We start from the raw sequence: 17,493 nt of genomic DNA, 5'->3' as shown, positions 1-17,493 counted from the left end.
AAGAATTTATAGAGCCAATAACCTTTCCTCAACGCCAGCCGTATAAGGAGCATACTTAACCGATACGGATAGTTCTTCACCTTTTACGTGTAAGCAGTTGATGGATAATAGATTTACAAAGGTTGTTTCAGGATTTTTTGCGTTAATTTTGTTACTGGTTTTTGCCGCTGTTGCACAAGCCCAAACTGTAAGTATTCGCAGTGTTGACCCTGGACCTTACGCTCCGGGTTCTAGCATAGCAGCGCTGATTAACGTTACCGACGAAAACGGAAACATCAATGTAAGCGGCAACAGTTATGACTTATATCTATCTGACGCCAACGGAAATTTTACCACCGAAACCAAAATTGGTACATTTAGCGGTTATTATACCGGTTTTGTAAATGGCCTTATTCCGGCCAATACTCCTGTTGGCAGCGGTTATAAACTTCGCATCAAAACCACCAGACCGGTAACCACAAGCGAAGCTTCTTCTGCATTCACCATCAACGCAGGTACAGGCGTAAAGGCCGCTGCAAGCGCTCCTACTGTTAATGACAACTATCCCGAAGTGTTTGGTACCTGCTTTGGTATGGAAAATAATCCGCTTATTTTTCAAAACGAAACTACCGATGGCTCTACAGTTACGGCAAGTTTCTACAATGATTTAACTCAGGCGATGGAAAGCAGCAACGTACCGCTGGCACCAACTACCACTTTTAATGCAAAAACTGCTAATTACAGCGTTTTAATTAAAGCGGTAAACAATGGCATTGTGGGCACCAAAGCCTATTTGATACTTAATAACTTCATCAGCAACAGCTTCCAGACCCAAAACTCGGCTTCGGTATGTTTGCCGGATAATCAAAAAGCATCTGTTTCATATAGCGTAAATATTACGGGTTTAGGCGGTATTCAAACCAACTACCCAGGTACCATTTACACCATTAATTGGGGCGATGGCACATCGAGCGCCTTGACCTATTTTCAAATTAAAGCCACTAATGGTGTGCTAACACACGATTATGCCATTTCATCGTGTGGTGCTAAAAATGCCGAAGGCCAAATCACCAATAAATTCCAGATATCATTTAAAGTATCGCCGCCTTATTGTCCAGATCAGGCTAAAACGTTAAGCGGCGATCAGGCTGTATTGTCACCGCCTAAAAACATTATCAACGGCCCGTCATTGGGTTGCACAGGTACTACCGTCACATTTACTAACGCTTCCTTTGCCGGACAAGTAGTAAGCCCCGGCGCAGGTGCCAGATCCTGTGAAAACGTAAATGCCACTTATCAATGGTATGTAAACGGCGTAGCGGTGGGCAGAGCTAATGTAAAACGTGGTGACCCATTTGTTTATACTTTTCCATCTGCCGGCACTTACCGGGTAGGTCTTAAACTAACCAGCACCGGCAGCCCATGTACTACGCCAGATGCTGAAACAACCATCTGTATTTCAGATCCACCAAAACCGGCTTTTACCCTGCCTGCGGTTAAGTGTATTAGCGACGGCCCAATTGCACCGGTTGACCAATCGGTGGTAGTGAATAATTGCAACACTGCCATTTCTTATACCTGGGAGGTTACGCCTTCTGTTGGTGTAAGCTTTGCGCCAGGCACCAATGCCAATAGTAAAGCGCCAAAATTTGTATTCAACACACCGGGCCGATACAGCGTAGTGTTAAAAATTAATAACGGTTCTTGTGATCCTGTGGCCAGTACGCCGCAAACCATCTTAATCAGCGATGATCCTAAAGCCGTTTTGTCTGCAGACTTTTCGGTTTGCGGTAACAACAAAACACTGAATTTCGACGCTACTGATGGTAGCCAAACCAAAACTATTTTAACAGGCACTGCCGAGCCCACGACTACCACTTTTCAATGGACGGTTACCCCGGTGGGCAACCTGGCACCAGCTGAATTTGTGAACGGTACAACCGCCAACAGTCAGTATCCGCAAATTAAATTCCCGGCTTATGGCACTTATGAAGTAAAGGTAACGCATACTAATGATTGTAACACCGTTACCTCAAACGTGCAGCACATTACCTTTTTGCTGGCCCCCACGGTAAATGCAGGTGCCGATTTACGCATTTGCCCTACTGAAAATACGGTGGCTCTTAACGGCTCAGTAAGCGACACTTATGTATCTGCCCGTTGGACAACCACAGGCACAGGTACATTTTCAGACCCTACCGTGCTGAACCCAACCTATACCCCATCCGCGGCCGATAAGACATCAGGTGAGGTTAGGCTTACGCTGACCGTTACCACTAACCTCCCAGGCGAGTGTAAAACGATACCGGATGAAATGGTTTTAACCATTAATCCAGCTAACACCGTTAATTCGGCTGCAGCCAAAACAATATGTACAGAAAGTTTTGTGAATTATACGCCAACTTCTACCGTGGCAGGGAGTACATTTACCTGGACAGTTGCGAACGCATCAAATGTAAGCGGCTACAGCGCGTCTGGCTCGGGCACCATTAATGATGCATTAACTGTTACATCCAACAATATTGATGGGAAAATAACTTACCGTATTATACCAAGAGCGAATAACTGTGATGGCACGCCATTCGACCTGGTTGTAACTGTAAGACCTAAACCAGTATTGACCAAACCGGCCGACAAAAGCATATGCAGCGGTGGCTATACGGCTATTCCACTGCAAAGCAATGTCCATAATTTGCAATACACCTGGACATCAAGCACCACCGGTGATATTAGTGGAGCAAGCGTACAGGCAACACCTGCTTCGTTAACTACTATTAATGATGTACTAACCAACAACGGTACTACCGCAGCCACTGTTACTTATACCATTACTCCGGTTACTGCCGCCAGTGACAATAACTGCGGTGGCCTGCCACAAACCGTAACCATTACTGTACAGCCTACAACTCCTGCAGCTAACGCCGGTGCCGACATTATGCTATGTAATCAGCCATCGTATCAATTAAAAGGCAATGATCCGGGTACCTTTAGTGGCCGTTGGTCTGGCCCGACTGATGTGACGTTTGCTGATGCTACAAAATTTAACACTACGGTAAGCGGTTTAAAGCCCGGTCAGACTTACACCTTTACCTGGACGATTAATGGACAATCGCCATGTGCATCAACTTCTGATGAGGTGAAAATTATCAATAACGCACCTATTGCTAATAATACCATATCGTCAGGCGATCAAACTACCTGCTCGGGTCAAACCATCGTACTCACCGGTAGCACACCAACCGGTGGCAGCGGTGCTTACACTTACCAGTGGGAAATGAGTTCGGATAACGTTACATGGACTCCTGTTCCAAACGCTGCCGGTAAAAACCTGAATTTTGTTATTCAGACGTCTACTTATTTTCGCCGTTCAGTTAACGCAGGCGTTTGTACTGATGATAAGAGCAACGTGATACAAGTAAATACCTTGCCTGGTATTAGCGATAACACCATTTCGGGCGCAAGCCAAACCTGCGTAAACACAACAGCAGGTGTGTTAAACGGTCTTGTGCCTAACGGTGGTGGTGGCAACTACGCTTACCAATGGCAAAGCAGCACTAATGGAACTACCTGGACTAACATTCCGGGCGCTACTGATGTAAGTTACGCTACCCCAATCCTAACCGCCACTATCCAATACCGCCGTTTGGTAAGTACCGTAGTCTGCTCCGGCACGCAAAGCAACTCTAGTAACGTAATTACTATAACTGTAAATCCAAATGCTAAAGCGGAATTTACCTGGACTAAAGATGCAGAGTGTGTACCATTTAGGTTGACTAACCAAGTAATTAAAGCGGTTACTTATGCAGACCGCAACGGCACCTACACCTGGTACGCAAACGGTACAGTGATTGGCACAGGCGCAAACTTTCCGGGTTATACCATAAACAATGACGGACAAAGCGTAGAAATTAAATTAGAAGTAACCAGCAAATTTGGTTGCCAGCCAGATGTATTTGCACATACCTTTACCACAACCAAAGCGGTACAAGCCGACTTTACACAAAGCGTTGCTACAGGCTGTGGCAGCACAACCGTTAAATTTACCAATACGTCTACCCCACTGGGTGGTGCCACCTACATCTGGGACTTTGGCAACGGCCAAACGTCTGACAAGGTACAACCAGACCAAGTTACTTTTGCTGCCGGTACCGACGGAAGAGATAAAGTTTATACCGTTACCCTTACGGCAGTTACCAGTTGCAGCAGGTTGGAACACACCTCTACCGTAATTGTTAAACCGGCAACACCTGTTGCGCTGATATCACCTGCATTAAATAGAATTTCGGGTTGTGTACCATTTACAGCTACTGTCAGCAATATTTCGCCGGGCACTAATACACAATATATCTACCATGTACTGAATGCAGCTACCAATACGGAGATAAGCACATTTACCCGTACCGTGACTGACAATTCGCCACAAGATTTCGTTTTTGATACGCCTGGTAAATACAAGGTTTATATGGAGGCGGTTTCTGAATGTAGCCGGGCATCAAGCCAGCCTATTACGTTTGAAGTTACGCAGGCCACGTTATTCTCGGGTTTAGACACAGCGCCTGGTCAAACCCGCCGTGGTTGCGCACCGTTCACGGCAGAATTTGTAAATACCAGCCAGGGCCAAGGTAGCATATCGTATGTATATGACTGGGGTGACGGCAGTAAAACAAATGCCTCAGATACCCGTAATCTTACCCACACATTTACCCAACCGGGAGAATATTTGGTGAGACTATATGCAACAAATGCTTGTACTATTAACAGCGCTTCAGAAGTCATCAAAATTACGGTAGATGCGTTGCCAAAACCAGATTTTGTTTATACGGCATCCGAATCACCAGCATGCTATTCTTGTACAGTGGTACAATTTACCAACAAAACAACTGATGCTAGTGGCAACGTTTATACTTGGAACTTTGGTGATGCGGCCAACTCATCGTCATCCAATCCTAATATTTCAAATGATCGTAATCCGATTCACACATTCGATTATAACAAAGGCGGAACTTATTCCGTAACACTGACCGTGAAGAATGCCAACGATTGCGGTGCAACTATAACCCATACGGTGACCATACAACAACCCAATACAACCGTGTTTTTGCCAAATGCATTTATGCCTAACGGCAACAACCTAGAGCTGCGCACCTTTGCCGCTAAAGGCTCAGGAATGGCATCATGGCACATGAGGGTATTTAACAACTATGGCCAGTTGATTTGGGAAACCGATAAACTGGATAGCCGCGGCGCCCCTACCGAAGGATGGGACGGAACTTTTAAAGGCGTACCGGTACCGCAGGGTGTTTACATATGGCAAGCCGACGCCACTTTTATTGACGGCCAACAATGGAAAGGCATGAGTTACAACGGCTCAAACCCTTCCCGAACTGGTGCAATACACTTAATCAGATAACCAAAAAATGAAAGCGATTAGAATATATGTTTTGAGTGTTGGATTAGTGTTGTGTGGGTTGTGCGGACGTGCACAAGATCATATGTATTCACAGTTCTTTAATTCACCGATATACCTGAACCCAGCCTTAACCGGCCAGTTTGAAGGCGATTTCAGAATGAACATGGCTTACCGTAACCAGTGGTCGTCTGTTCCAGGGTCTCTTTCATACATCACCGGCTCGGCCGACTGGAACATCCCCCGTTTTGGCGGTGGCGTGGGCCTGATGTTTACCAGAAGCAATGAAGGTACCGCCTATTATGTTCGTAACAACTTTGCAGGCACCTATTCGTACAGTGTAGGATCTGATGATTTTGTACTTTCTTTCGGCTTACAGGCAGGCATTGGCAACCGCACCATCGATAAAAACAAACTTGTATTCGGCGATCAGATTGACCCGCAATTAGGTTATGTTCCGGGCTCTCAATCGGCTGCCGATCTTAGCCAGTTCGGCAACAAGTATTACTTTGATGCCGGTGCTGGTGTTAACCTGGTAGTAGGCAACTTTATGGCAGGCTCGGCATTGCAACATATTAATGGTCCAGATCAGTCTTTTACTGGCTCTCCGGCCAAACTGCCTATGCGTGCAACCGCTCACCTGAGCTACCGCCTGGATTTAAACCCGTACGACAATATCGACGAAAGTGAAAAATCTTTTGTGATCCCGTCGGTGGTTTATTATAAGCAAGCCTCATCATCATCCATGAGTGTAGGTATGCAATACAAACGCCGCAGTGTAAATGCCGGTGTTTGGTATCGCAGCGGCTCCACAACAGGTCCAAGTGCATTCGTCGTATCATTTATTTTCGATATTTTCATTAACCGCGATGGCGGTGAAAAACTGCGCTTTGGTATTAGCCATGATGCGCCAAGTTCAAAATTAAATTACGGTAATACCAGCGGCACTACCGAAGGTACTTTGGGTTACGAAACTACTTTTCCATCACGCGACGCTTACCATAAATTTGAAGGATCTCGCCGTTGCTATGATTTTTATTAATCGATGCTATTCAATATAGGTTTAAAGAAACAGAATGCAGTGTTTATAAGTTAGCTTTTAAATCCGTTTATTAGAAGCCGATACAAAACTTATATGGATCTGCACAAAAAATCAGTTGCCCGTGCTTATGCACATATTGGGCGCACGCAATATCAAACAATAGCCGGTAGCGGCAAACATGCCATTGTGGTTGATGAACCCGAAAGCGTGCATGGCACCGATACTGCAATGGGGCCATTTCCTTTATTGTTATCCAGTTTAGGAAGCTGCACAATCATCACCTTGCGTATGTACATTGAACGTAAGATGTGGATTGTTGATGAGATTAAAGTAGAATTAGAGCTTTTTTCAATTGATGGCGGCCACTTAATAGAACGTAAATTAAGTTTTAAAGGCGATTTGACACCGGAGCAATTAAAACGACTTGAAGAGATTGCAGATGCCTGCCCTGTGCATAAAATGCTTACCGGTAGCATTATGATCGAAACAGAAATATTGGCATAAAAAAACAGGCCGGGAAAATTTCCCGGCCTGTTTCAATCACTCTAAAACAATCACCTCTAACTTTAAGAAGTATCTTTATCAACGAACAAGCCCAATCACCTGCCTGCTCGTTTGGGTATATCAAAAGTATTAATTTTCTGTGAATCAGGCCTAAACACTCGCATGGTTTTACGTGTAAATGACAGTAACTTATTGTGTCATCGAAATTGTAAAACCATCTGATATACTAACTGCAACAAATTGCTTTTATTGCATCAAAACGATGAATTTGTAATTATTTGTTTAAACACATAGCTCATGTAGTTACACCCAAACAATTTTAAGGAAACTGTCTTTTAAACCTATTAGTTGTTATACGTAATATGAAAACAGTCGCGCCACTTCCGCCAGGTATATTAGAATTTTCCAATCAAATTTCACCTTACTTGTGGAATGTTATAGTTGCTGCCACAGCTGTTGTAATTGGCCTGATCATTAAATATATAATTACACGTCTGTTAAAGCATTATACTAAAAAGGAAGAAGCATATTCACTTTTCCGCTCAATTATTATTCATGTGGGCACGCCGCTTACATCATTTATACAACTTTTTTTGTTTGGCATCGCATTGCCTTACATGCGCATGAATAAGGAGTTTAGGCATCCTATAGCGCACATCTTGGGTATACTACTTACCATAGCATTTGCCACTTTATTAATTAATGGCATACGCGTGCTGGAAGATTATGTATACAACCATTACGACCTTAATAAAACAGACAACCTCAAAGAACGCAAGATACGCACCCAGCTACAGTTTTTACGCAAGTTAATTGTGGCTACTATCGTGTTCATCACCATATGCCTTATATTGCTAAGCTTTGAAAGTTTACGCAAAATAGGTACCGGCTTGCTTACCAGTGTGGGTATTGGAGGTATTATTGTAGGTTTTGCCGCACAAAACTCATTGGGTAACTTACTGGCAGGTTTCCAGATTGCGTTTACGCAGCCAATGCGTATTGATGACGTGCTGGTGGTAGAAAACGAATGGGGCCGAGTGGAAGACATAACACTTACCTACGTTGTAATGCGCTTGTGGGACCAGCGAAGATTAATTTTACCAATAAGTTACTTTATTCAAAAGCCTTTTCAAAACTGGACGCGAATATCAGCAGATATTGTTGGTGCAGTTTATCTATACATGGATTATTCCATCCCGCTGACCAGCTTACGTACAGAATTTGAAAGACTAATGGCAGCATCGCCCATATGGGATGGTAAGGTTAAGGCTTTGCAAATGACGGACGCGAAGGATAACGTAGTTGAAATACGCCTGTTAATCAGTGCACGGAACTCGTCTGATGCCTTTGACCTACGGTGTTATATTCGTGAAAATATGGTCACTTACATACAGCAAAATTATCCGGATAGCCTGCCCAAGGTACGCGCTACATTTAACACTGCTGCAAATCCCGCACAGGCTATTCCGAATATAAATTTTTAGGCCGCTTTTGCTAAGCTGTATCCACTGCCTATTACGAGCGCGTCTTCAATCGACCCAATAATTGGATCTACCAGATGAGTACTTTTTACGGTGTACTTACGCAGGTAAAAAGCGCCGAACGACGATAGCACCGCTGCGCTACCGCCCAGTAAGGCTCCTAAATAGGCATTGCCACCGCTTGCTTTGTAAATGCTGGCACCAGCCAAAGCGCCCGATAAACAACGGGTAGCCAAAACAGGCGCCTTGATACGATTAGGTGCACCGGGCAGCTTGTCGCCTACTATTTCGGTAAGCGCTAGCAACGTCAAAGCATTAGCTACTTTCTCTGATTGTATGAATTTTAGAGGTGAGCCTTCCAGCGCTTTTGATTGATGATGACTCAAAATCTGACTGGTCACCGCGGGGGCCGACATGGAACGCAGTCCGGCTAATGTGCCTAAGCCTATTGCCTGCCAAAAAGGCTTTGTTATTGGATTTGCCATAATATCTTTCATTTATTGATGTACTATTTCTACAGGCGAAAAACATTAGTGTTTGATTGTGGCAAAATTTTTAAATCAATCTTATAGCAACCGTGTTGTATTATTAAAACACTGAATATGAGAATTAAGCAAGAGAATGCCTGGGGCGAACTGGGCAGTGCTTTAGGTAAAGGGCTGATTGCCGGTTTAGCCGGTACAGCAGCTATTACCTTATCGCAAATAATAGAGATGAGCATTACCAAACGCGAATCAAGCGATGCACCCATCAAAGTAGCCTCACAAGTAACCGACGTACAACCCACCAGCGAAGAAACCAAAGCCAAAGTAAACCAGGAAATTCACTGGGCCTATGGTACCAGCTGGGGCATAGCACGCGGACTGATCGGCTTAACCGGCTTGAAAGGGCTACCAGCAACTCTTGTTCATTTTGGTGCTATTTGGGGTACAGCGTTAGTGATGCTGCCTAAGTATGATGCCGCACCTCCGGTAACAGAAGAGCCACCAAAAACTATTGCTATTGATGCGCTTCACCACGCAGTATATGCGTTGGCAGCTGGCTTGGTTTATGACGCACTTGATGCCGGCGGCAAACATGAAAGAAAGCTTGATAAGCTGGTTAAGCAGTTGCACTTGAAAGGAATTATTGAGAAACTTAAACCTTGATTTTTGTTATATTAAGTTTTGTAACCGCTGCCTTTTGTTAAAAAGGGCAGCGGTTTTGTTTTGTACCAACCTAAGTTGCATCCAATAAAGCGTATATCCCCTACTTTGTTAACTTTGCGAAAACTTTTCCTGTATGATACTTACACCACTTTCGGCCATATCACCTATTGATGGCAGATACAGAAATGTAACCGCCCAACTGGCCGAATACTTTTCGGAATTTGCCCTAATTAAATACCGGGTTTTTGTAGAAATTGAATACTTTATTGCCCTGTGTGAGCATCCAGTACCGCAACTATCAGCGTTTGACAAATCATTGTTTGACAGCTTGCGCAACGTCTATCAGAATTTTACCGAGGCAGATGCTGAAAGCATCAAAACCATCGAAAAAACTACTAATCATGATGTAAAGGCGGTAGAATATTTCATCAAGCAAAAATTTGATGAGTTGAATTTACAGCCTTACAAAGAATTCATCCATTTTGGTTTAACCTCTCAGGATATCAATAATACAGCTATTCCTTTCTCATTTAAGCTGGCTTTGCAGGATGTTTACTATCCGGCCTTAACCGATTTGCTAAATACACTGAAAGGCTATGCACAGGATTGGCAATCGGTTTCGCTTCTGGCACACACTCATGGACAGCCAGCCTCGCCAACCCGATTGGGTAAAGAGATAGAAGTATTTATTGAACGAATGGAAAATCAGTTACAGCACTTACAAGCTGTACCCTATTCTGCCAAGTTTGGTGGTGCAACCGGTAATTTTAACGCCCATCATGTAGCTTATCCGGCCATTGACTGGACTGCCTTCGGCAATCATTTTGTAAATAACGTCCTTAGCTTAACTCGCTCACAACGTACTACACAAATTGAGCATTATGATAATTTTGCAGCCCACTGCGATGCATTAAAACGCATCAATAATATCATTATGGATCTGGACCGCGATATGTGGTCATACATATCCATGAATTATTTTAAACAAAAAATTAAAGCAGGTGAAGTAGGTTCATCGGCTATGCCGCATAAAGTGAATCCTATCGACTTTGAAAATTCAGAGGGTAATGTTGGATTGGCTAACGCCTTGTTTGAGCACCTGGCAGCTAAACTTCCTATATCCCGCTTACAGCGCGATTTAACGGATTCTACCGTATTGCGTAATATTGGCGTTCCGGTGGCGCATACGCTGATCGCTATCAAATCAACCATTAAAGGTTTAAACAAACTTTTACTAAACGAAGCGGCTATACAGCAAGATTTGGAAAACAACTGGGCGGTGGTGGCAGAGGCCATTCAAACTATTTTACGCCGCGAAAACTATCCGAACCCTTACGAGGCTTTAAAAGACTTAACCCGTACTAATCAGCAAATTAATGCCCAAACAATGGCTGCCTTTATTGATACCTTGCAGGTGAGTGAAGCCGTAAAGGCTGATTTAAAACAGATTACGCCGCAAAATTACACCGGGGTGTAAGTCATGTTGAGGTCAAAACTGTTTTAGCTGCATTGATAAATCAATTTGCTGCTTAAATTTGTTTATACACAAAACGCATATCCATGAATATCAACGTATATACCGAAGCTACGCCTAACCCGGCAACCATGAAGTTTATTGTAAATAAGCTTCTGATTAATGGCAGTGTAGATTATGCAACCAAAGAAAGCGCTGAAAAATCGCCTTTTGCCAAAGAGCTTTACAAGTTCTCGTTCGTGAACGGTGTGTTTTTTGCCAGCAACTTTGTAACCGTTACCAAAACCGAAGGCACAGAATGGGAAGATATCGAGCCTATTTTGAAAGAGTTTGTAAAAGGTGCGGTGGAATCTGAACTAAAGGTACAGGAAGAAGTACAGGAAGAGGTAGCTTTTGAAGGTACCGAAGCTGAAGTAAAAATTCAGCAAATACTGCACGATTACGTTCGACCTGCGGTTGAGCAGGATGGTGGTGCTATCAGCTACAAGTCATTCAACGAGGGTGTGGTAACTGTTGAGCTGCGTGGTTCATGCAGCGGTTGCCCTTCATCAACCATTACCTTAAAAGCAGGTATCGAAAATTTACTGAAACGCATGGTTCCTGAAGTGCAGGAAGTGGTTTCAGAAGCTTTATAATTTCCTTTGATTTATTCTTTATAAAAAAGGCTTACCCGCAATGTGTAAGCCTTTTTTTGTTCTATTTGTTATTTTGTAAAATGCTTTTGTATAACCTGCAACATCTCTTGGGTTAGCTTTCCGTTGGTAGCCAGCAGTTCACGGGTATTTAGACACTCTTGGCCGCCGCTAAAGTTAACAGCATCTCCACCGGCCTGACGTAAAATTACAATACCGCCAGCCACATCCCAAGGATTCAAATTATACTCATAATACGCGTCAAAGCGTCCGCAAGCTGTATAAACCAAATCAACAGCTGCCGAACCTAAACGGCGCAGGCCATGGCAACTGCGCATCAGTTCGGTAAACAGGTTGATGTATTGTGGCTGTTTCGAAAAATCGTAATATGGAAAACCGGTTGCCAGTAAACTATCGGCAATGGTTGGCGCTTTGCTCACTTTAATTTCCTTGCCGTTTAAATAAGCGGGGGTATCGGTGCAGGCATAAAAGCATTCGTCTTGATTCACTTCGTATACCACACCGGCCACTAATTGGTCGTACTCCTGCAAACCGATACTTACCGAAAATACAGGTAAACCATGTATAAAATTGGTAGTACCATCCAACGGATCTATAATCCAGTTGTAGCGCTCGCCTACCTTGGTTGTGGTTTTCTCTTCGGTAATGAATCCGGCTTCTGGCAATATTTTTTGCAGCGATGCTACGATCTGTTGCTCGGCTGTTTTATCTACGTAAGATACCAGGTCATTTACGCCTTTATACTCAATCCGGTCGGGGTCAAAATTTTTGCGTTCCTGGCGGATGAAATTGCCTACTGTTTTGGCAACCTCAGCTGCCTGATTGGTTATTTGTTCGAGCATGATGTCTGAGCGATAGATTGAATGAAAATACTTTATGTATAAAAAAGCTGGCAAAAAACAAGCTTAGTGCCGCTGTAATACGTGCAACCGGCGGTGCCAGGTGCAGGTATCTGATAAACAATTTAAGTACCTCAAGGTTGGCAAAATATCCTACAAAAGCCACTAATCCAAAACGCATAAACTGCTTACTGAAAGGCAAACGCGATTCTGAAAATACCAGGTAACGGGTAATTAAAAAATTAACCACTACACCCAAAAAAAAGGAAACACCTAACGATAAAGCGTGATTACCAGTTTGGTGCCCTAATATATTGTACTGGTTTTGTGTAAACACAAAGCGATCTAAAACAAAGAAAGCGGCTATATCTACTAAAAATCCAGAACCAGCTGAAAACAGGAAGCGGACAAATTTATTTTTTAATAGGTGCTGCCCCGAATTAGCCATGCGCTACAGGAGTTTGGCTGGGCTTACGCAGTACCGACACGATCATGATAATGCCCGACAATACTAATATGGACGAGATTAGTTCTGCTTGAGTAAATGACAGACCAGCAACATTGTAGCGGGTATTAACACGGATCAATTCCACAAAGAACCGCTCTATACCATTCAAAATAAGGTAAATACCAAACATAAGGCCGGGTGTTTTGATACGGTCGCGGATGCTCCATAAAAAGGCAAATAGCAACAAACAGGCTATGCACTCATAAAATGGTGTGGGATATACTGGCAATTTCAATTCAAAACAATATTTGCCTACACAGCCGGGTATCGGCGTATCTGCCTGACTTACATTATGTGGATATTTGAATGCCCACATCCAATCAGGCGCCCAGCTTAACCAATTCGGCTTAGCAGCCAAATTAGGGATTCCCCAATCGCCATCACCAGCCATTTGGCAACCAACGCGCCCTACTGCGTAAGCAAGCATCATGCCCGGCCCGCCAATATCCAACATGGTTAGTGGTTTAACGCCATGTTTGTTCGCAATATATAGTACTGCTGCACCACCGCAAATTAAGCCTCCATAAAAAGTTAAGCCGCTAAAACCGATAAGCATTCCTACTGGGTCGCGCATAAAATCGTCCCAGTTTTCTAATGCATTAAACAGCTTTGCACCGGCAAAACCCCATACGGCAGCCCATATTAATAATGTGCCCATTAGCTCATGAGGGTGTGCGGTTACCTGCTTGGTTACCGGCTCGGCCAGTTGTTCTTTTTTCTTTTCGTAGTAAGCCCAGTAAGCAATTGCAGCTGCACCTATGATGCCACCCAGCCAATTACCGCGCGACGATAGTATGAAGTCTTGTGTGTTATTAACAAATTCGCTGTAGTTAAACACTACATCTACCAGTTTATACCCTAAAATGAATCCGAATATCGCGTTGCTGGCCAATTCTGTTACAGATGCCGGCTCGCCGATGGTTACGGTTTGCTGGAACGGATGCACATAACCCAATTTCTCTTTCCGCTTAAACTCCTGCACAAAAGCCCAATAAGCAGACATAAATGCGAGGGCTACAAAAAAACCAAAAGTTTGTATCGGCAATGGAATATGTATTCCGAAAAGATAATTGAGTAAGTCGGATAAATTTGGAAACATCAGGTAGTATTTTGAAGCGAATATAGAATTAATGTACTAATATTTCTTCGCTCTCGGTAATTTCAACATCACCGTCTGGACTGATAGCGGTTAGCGTTACGGTCTTTAACTCATTAACCAGCACCGGATCAAACTTGGCTTTTACCTTTACATAATTACGGGTAAAACCATGCATAAAGCCGTCTTTGTTATCGCCTTCAAACAGTACTTCACCTGATTTGCCAATCTGTGTTTCATAAAAAGCACGGCGTTTTTTGTCAGACAAAATGTGTAGCATTTTGCTGCGGTCGGCACGGGTAGATCCGGGTACCGAGCCAGCCATTTCAGCGGCCAGCGTGTTCTCACGCTCAGAATAAGTAAACACGTGCAGGTAAGAAACATCAAGGCCGTTCAGAAAATTATAAGTATCAATAAAATCTTCACGCGTTTCATCGGGAAAGCCAACAATAACATCTACACCTATGCAGCAGTTGGGCATCAGTTGCTTTATTTTGGCCACCCTATCTGCATAAAGTTCGCGGCGGTAGCGGCGGCGCATTAAGCCTAGTATTTTGTTAGAACCCGATTGCAGCGGAATATGAAAGTGAGGAACAAAGCGTTTGGATTGCGCCACAAATTCAATGATTTCATCCGTTAGCAAATTAGGTTCAATGGATGAGATACGGAAACGGTCGACACCTTCAACCTCATCCAACGCTTTTACCAAATCAAAAAATTTGTTCTCGCGCTGGCCGTTGCGAATACCAAAATCGCCCAGGTTAACACCGGTAAGCACAATTTCTTTAACACCAGATGCTGCAATTTCGCGAGCCTGCGCTACTGCGCTTTCAATGGTATCGCTACGACTGGCGCCACGGGCCAGCGGAATGGTACAAAATGAGCAAGAATAATCGCAGCCATCCTGTACTTTAAGAAAAGTACGGGTACGGTCGCCAAATGAGTACGAAGCCACAAACTGATTAGCTTCTGTTACGGGCTGGTTATAAACCAGTGTTTTAGGCTGTTTGGTAAGGTCTGTTATGAAATCTACCAATTGAAATTTTTCTGCAGCACCTAATACCATGTCAACGCCTGGAATTTCGGCAATTTCCTGTGGCTTTAATTGTGCGTAGCAACCAACAATAGTTACATAAGCGTTTGGCGATATTTTAAGTGCTTCTTTAACAATCTTTTTGCACTTTTTATCGGCATTTTCGGTTACCGAGCAGGTATTAATTACATATACGTCGGGCGTATCAGTAAACTCAACAGTTTGATAACCGGCATTGCTAAACATGCGGCCAATAGCTGATGTTTCCGAATAATTCAGCTTGCAACCCAGTGTATAAAAAGCTACTTTCTTGTTCATTATCAAAGGGCAAAGATAAGAATTTTAACTGAGTGCTTATAGAAGCGACTATGCATCAATTTGGATATGATACTTATATGATTTAAACCTGCTATGGATAACAAAAGTAATGATGTAACAAATTATCTACCTAAACGTCTAAACATTACACAACCTTGCATTATGAATTGGAAATTTAGTCTTAAAAAAAAACAAGTAGGCGAAAAGCCAAAAAAATCTAGAACCCGCGAGTGGCTGGATGCTATATTGTTTGCGCTGGTGGTTTCTACCATTTTCCGTGGCTTGCTGTTTTCAGCCTACGCCATTCCATCGGGTTCTATGGAAGGAACGTTATTAACCGGCGATTATTTGTTCGTCAGTAAAATTAGCTATGGACCACGTATGGCATTTACGCCGGTACAAATTCCTTTTACTGAGCCAAAAATTTTCTCCGGAAAAATGAAAACTTATTGGGACGGCATACAACTCCCCTATTTCAGATTGCCAGGATTATCGGAACCTAAAAAAGGTGATATTATTGTTTTTAACAAACCCGAAGAGGCCGATCCATCCTATAACCTTCCGGTTGATATGCGTACCAACTTGATTAAACGCTGCCAAGCTACCCCCGGTGATATTTTAACTATTCGCAACGGTCAAGTCTTTATCAATGGCAAAAAAGCACCTAACGCACCTAAAGCGCAAACTTCCTACACGGTGGTTACAAATGGTGATCCGATTAACCCACAAGTACTGAATGATTTAAAAATTGAAGTGATACAGCAACTTACTGATAACAGTTACGCCATGATTATTCCGACGGACAACCTGAACACTTTTAAAAATTATTCAAATATTAAAAGCGTTGCGCCGCAAATTGAGCCGGCAGGTACTTATGATGAATTCGTATTTCCGCACAATGAAAAGTTTAAATGGAACCAAGATAACTTTGGCCCGCTTGTGATGCCTAAAAAAGGAATGACTATTCCGCTTAACGACTCAACACTTACCTTATATCGCCGGGCCATTGAACTGTACGAGAATAACAAAGTGCAGACGCAAAACCAAACTATTTTAATCAATGGCAAGCCCACCAGCACCTATACTTTCAAAATGAATTACTACTGGATGATGGGCGACAACCGCCACAATTCGCTGGATTCGCGCTTTTGGGGCTATGTACCAGAAGACCACATAGTAGGCAAAGCCATGATTACCTGGATGAGCAGCGACTCAACCGGAACAATTTTGAATAAGATAAGATGGAGTAGAATTTTGAAGCCGATTAAATAGCACTACTATCATCAAACTTCTTTTAAAAATGTCATTTCGACGGAGGAGAAATCTTTTGTGAGCGACGAGTTAACTGTTCGCTTTGCAAAGATCTCTCACTATCGTTCGAGATGACATTTTAGTTTTTAAAGCACCGTCTTAAATAGTTTAAAGGCTGTACTCAATCCTCATTCCATCGATAACTCTCATGCTCCAGCCCAATTAAATCTATTACGCGGCTAACTACAGTCATGGCCACGTCTTCAATAGTTTGCGGGCGACTGTAAAATGATGGTACTGCCGGGCAAATGATACCACCAGCTTCAGTCACGGTTTGCATATTGCGGATGTGGATTAGATTAAGCGGGGTGTCGCGAGCTACCAGTATTAGTCGGCGGCGTTCTTTTAATATCACGTCGGCAGCGCGGGTCACCAAATCATCAGATACACCAGCGGCAATACGGCCCAGCGTTCCCATAGAACACGGCACAATTACCATCGTGTCGAATCGAGCGGATCCGGAAGCAAATGGTGCATTAAAATCAGTTTTATCGTAATATACAAACGGGAAATTATGATATTCCTGATTGCCTAGTTCATATTCCCAAACCTGTTTGGCATTGTTAGACATTACAATGCCTACCTCAGTTATCTGGCTTTGTAACTTTTGCAGCTGCAGCAACAGCAAACGGGCGTAAATGGCACCGCTGGCGCCTGTAATAGCAACTACAATTTTTTTTTTCATGACGGAATGCAAATT

At 43.3% G+C, this 17,493-nt stretch carries 14 protein-coding genes; 8 read left to right on the top strand and 6 right to left on the bottom strand.

What is annotated here, in order from left to right; all coding sequences use genetic code 11:
• Nucleotides 1–100 precede the first annotated feature (100 nt).
• The 4 genes from GPM24_RS15765 to GPM24_RS15750 all read left to right on the top strand — a co-directional run bounded on the left by GPM24_RS15765 (nucleotide 101) and on the right by GPM24_RS15750 (nucleotide 8,416).
• Nucleotides 101–5,389, top strand: a complete 5,289-nt coding sequence (locus tag GPM24_RS15765) for a DUF8696 domain-containing protein (RefSeq protein WP_158827893.1) — start codon at nucleotides 101–103, stop codon at nucleotides 5,387–5,389.
• Nucleotides 5,390–5,396: 7 nt separating this feature from the next.
• The gene (locus tag GPM24_RS15760) at nucleotides 5,397–6,428 is read left to right on the top strand and encodes a PorP/SprF family type IX secretion system membrane protein (protein ID WP_158827891.1); all 1,032 of its coding nucleotides are present in this window, start codon (nucleotides 5,397–5,399) and stop codon (nucleotides 6,426–6,428) included.
• Nucleotides 6,429–6,521: 93 nt separating this feature from the next.
• Entirely contained in the window at nucleotides 6,522–6,932 is a 411-nt protein-coding gene (locus tag GPM24_RS15755; RefSeq protein WP_158827889.1) for an OsmC family protein, read from the top strand.
• 362 nt (nucleotides 6,933–7,294) lie between these two features.
• The gene (locus GPM24_RS15750) at nucleotides 7,295–8,416 is read left to right on the top strand and encodes a mechanosensitive ion channel family protein (RefSeq protein ID WP_158827888.1); all 1,122 of its coding nucleotides are present in this window, start codon (nucleotides 7,295–7,297) and stop codon (nucleotides 8,414–8,416) included.
• Here GPM24_RS15750 and GPM24_RS15745 read toward each other — a convergent pair.
• A complete protein-coding gene (locus GPM24_RS15745; RefSeq protein WP_158827886.1) occupies nucleotides 8,413–8,898 on the bottom strand; it encodes a DUF4126 family protein in 486 nt (161 codons plus the stop codon). The genes GPM24_RS15750 and GPM24_RS15745 overlap by 4 nt on opposite strands.
• Before the next feature lie 117 nt (nucleotides 8,899–9,015).
• Between GPM24_RS15745 and GPM24_RS15740 the strand changes: the two genes are divergently transcribed.
• The 3 genes from GPM24_RS15740 to GPM24_RS15730 all read left to right on the top strand — a co-directional run bounded on the left by GPM24_RS15740 (nucleotide 9,016) and on the right by GPM24_RS15730 (nucleotide 11,670).
• Nucleotides 9,016–9,561, top strand: coding sequence for a hypothetical protein (locus tag GPM24_RS15740; RefSeq protein ID WP_199269774.1), 546 nt, complete (start codon nucleotides 9,016–9,018; stop codon nucleotides 9,559–9,561).
• 133 nt (nucleotides 9,562–9,694) lie between these two features.
• Nucleotides 9,695–11,038: an adenylosuccinate lyase gene (gene purB / locus GPM24_RS15735; RefSeq protein WP_158827884.1), complete on the top strand. Its 1,344-nt coding sequence runs from the start codon at nucleotides 9,695–9,697 to the stop codon at nucleotides 11,036–11,038.
• A gap of 83 nt (nucleotides 11,039–11,121) precedes the next feature.
• A complete protein-coding gene (locus GPM24_RS15730) occupies nucleotides 11,122–11,670 on the top strand; it encodes a NifU family protein (RefSeq protein WP_158827882.1) in 549 nt (182 codons plus the stop codon).
• Between the two features lie 68 nt (nucleotides 11,671–11,738).
• On the opposite strand, the gene GPM24_RS15725 is transcribed toward GPM24_RS15730, so the two are convergent.
• From GPM24_RS15725 to mtaB, 4 genes are read right to left on the bottom strand one after another with little or no spacing between them, the layout of a single operon-like run.
• Nucleotides 11,739–12,530: an inositol monophosphatase family protein gene (locus GPM24_RS15725; RefSeq protein ID WP_158827880.1), complete on the bottom strand. Its 792-nt coding sequence runs from the start codon at nucleotides 12,528–12,530 to the stop codon at nucleotides 11,739–11,741.
• Nucleotides 12,499–12,975, bottom strand: a complete 477-nt coding sequence (locus GPM24_RS15720; RefSeq protein ID WP_158827878.1) for a GtrA family protein — start codon at nucleotides 12,973–12,975, stop codon at nucleotides 12,499–12,501. The genes GPM24_RS15725 and GPM24_RS15720 overlap by 32 nt, the downstream gene beginning before the upstream one ends.
• Nucleotides 12,968–14,134, bottom strand: coding sequence for a prolipoprotein diacylglyceryl transferase (locus tag GPM24_RS15715; RefSeq protein ID WP_158827876.1), 1,167 nt, complete (start codon nucleotides 14,132–14,134; stop codon nucleotides 12,968–12,970). Before GPM24_RS15715 ends, GPM24_RS15720 begins: the two co-directional genes overlap by 8 nt.
• A gap of 28 nt (nucleotides 14,135–14,162) precedes the next feature.
• Nucleotides 14,163–15,482, bottom strand: coding sequence for a tRNA (N(6)-L-threonylcarbamoyladenosine(37)-C(2))-methylthiotransferase MtaB (gene mtaB / locus GPM24_RS15710; RefSeq protein ID WP_158827874.1), 1,320 nt, complete (start codon nucleotides 15,480–15,482; stop codon nucleotides 14,163–14,165).
• Nucleotides 15,483–15,644: 162 nt separating this feature from the next.
• On the opposite strand from mtaB, the gene lepB reads away from it, so the two are divergent.
• Nucleotides 15,645–16,754: a signal peptidase I gene (lepB, locus tag GPM24_RS15705; RefSeq protein ID WP_158827873.1), complete on the top strand. Its 1,110-nt coding sequence runs from the start codon at nucleotides 15,645–15,647 to the stop codon at nucleotides 16,752–16,754.
• Nucleotides 16,755–16,914: 160 nt separating this feature from the next.
• On the opposite strand, the gene GPM24_RS15700 is transcribed toward lepB, so the two are convergent.
• The gene (locus GPM24_RS15700; RefSeq protein WP_158827871.1) at nucleotides 16,915–17,478 is read right to left on the bottom strand and encodes a UbiX family flavin prenyltransferase; all 564 of its coding nucleotides are present in this window, start codon (nucleotides 17,476–17,478) and stop codon (nucleotides 16,915–16,917) included.
• Between the last annotated feature and the right edge of the window lie 15 nt (nucleotides 17,479–17,493).

Source organism: Mucilaginibacter lacusdianchii, from assembly GCF_009770985.1.
GTDB lineage: Bacteria > Bacteroidota > Bacteroidia > Sphingobacteriales > Sphingobacteriaceae > Mucilaginibacter > Mucilaginibacter lacusdianchii.
This window is presented reverse-complemented; position numbering and strand designations above follow the sequence as displayed.

Bases quoted from the DNA above. Each gene is read 5' to 3' on its own strand.
- GPM24_RS15725 (WP_158827880.1), bottom strand. From the start codon at position 12,530: ATGCTCGAACAAATAACCAATCAGGCAGCTGAGGTTGCCAAAACAGTA.
- mtaB (WP_158827874.1), bottom strand. From the start codon at position 15,482: ATGAACAAGAAAGTAGCTTTTTATACACTGGGTTGCAAGCTGAATTAT.
- GPM24_RS15745 (WP_158827886.1), bottom strand. From the start codon at position 8,898: ATGGCAAATCCAATAACAAAGCCTTTTTGGCAGGCAATAGGCTTAGGC.
- GPM24_RS15700 (WP_158827871.1), bottom strand. From the start codon at position 17,478: ATGAAAAAAAAAATTGTAGTTGCTATTACAGGCGCCAGCGGTGCCATT.
- GPM24_RS15755 (WP_158827889.1), top strand. From the start codon at position 6,522: ATGGATCTGCACAAAAAATCAGTTGCCCGTGCTTATGCACATATTGGG.
- GPM24_RS15740 (WP_199269774.1), top strand. From the start codon at position 9,016: ATGAGAATTAAGCAAGAGAATGCCTGGGGCGAACTGGGCAGTGCTTTA.
- GPM24_RS15750 (WP_158827888.1), top strand. From the start codon at position 7,295: ATGAAAACAGTCGCGCCACTTCCGCCAGGTATATTAGAATTTTCCAAT.
- lepB (WP_158827873.1), top strand. From the start codon at position 15,645: ATGAATTGGAAATTTAGTCTTAAAAAAAAACAAGTAGGCGAAAAGCCA.
- purB (WP_158827884.1), top strand. From the start codon at position 9,695: ATGATACTTACACCACTTTCGGCCATATCACCTATTGATGGCAGATAC.
- GPM24_RS15730 (WP_158827882.1), top strand. From the start codon at position 11,122: ATGAATATCAACGTATATACCGAAGCTACGCCTAACCCGGCAACCATG.
- GPM24_RS15760 (WP_158827891.1), top strand. From the start codon at position 5,397: ATGAAAGCGATTAGAATATATGTTTTGAGTGTTGGATTAGTGTTGTGT.
- GPM24_RS15720 (WP_158827878.1), bottom strand. From the start codon at position 12,975: ATGGCTAATTCGGGGCAGCACCTATTAAAAAATAAATTTGTCCGCTTC.
- GPM24_RS15765 (WP_158827893.1), top strand. From the start codon at position 101: ATGGATAATAGATTTACAAAGGTTGTTTCAGGATTTTTTGCGTTAATT.
- GPM24_RS15715 (WP_158827876.1), bottom strand. From the start codon at position 14,134: ATGTTTCCAAATTTATCCGACTTACTCAATTATCTTTTCGGAATACAT.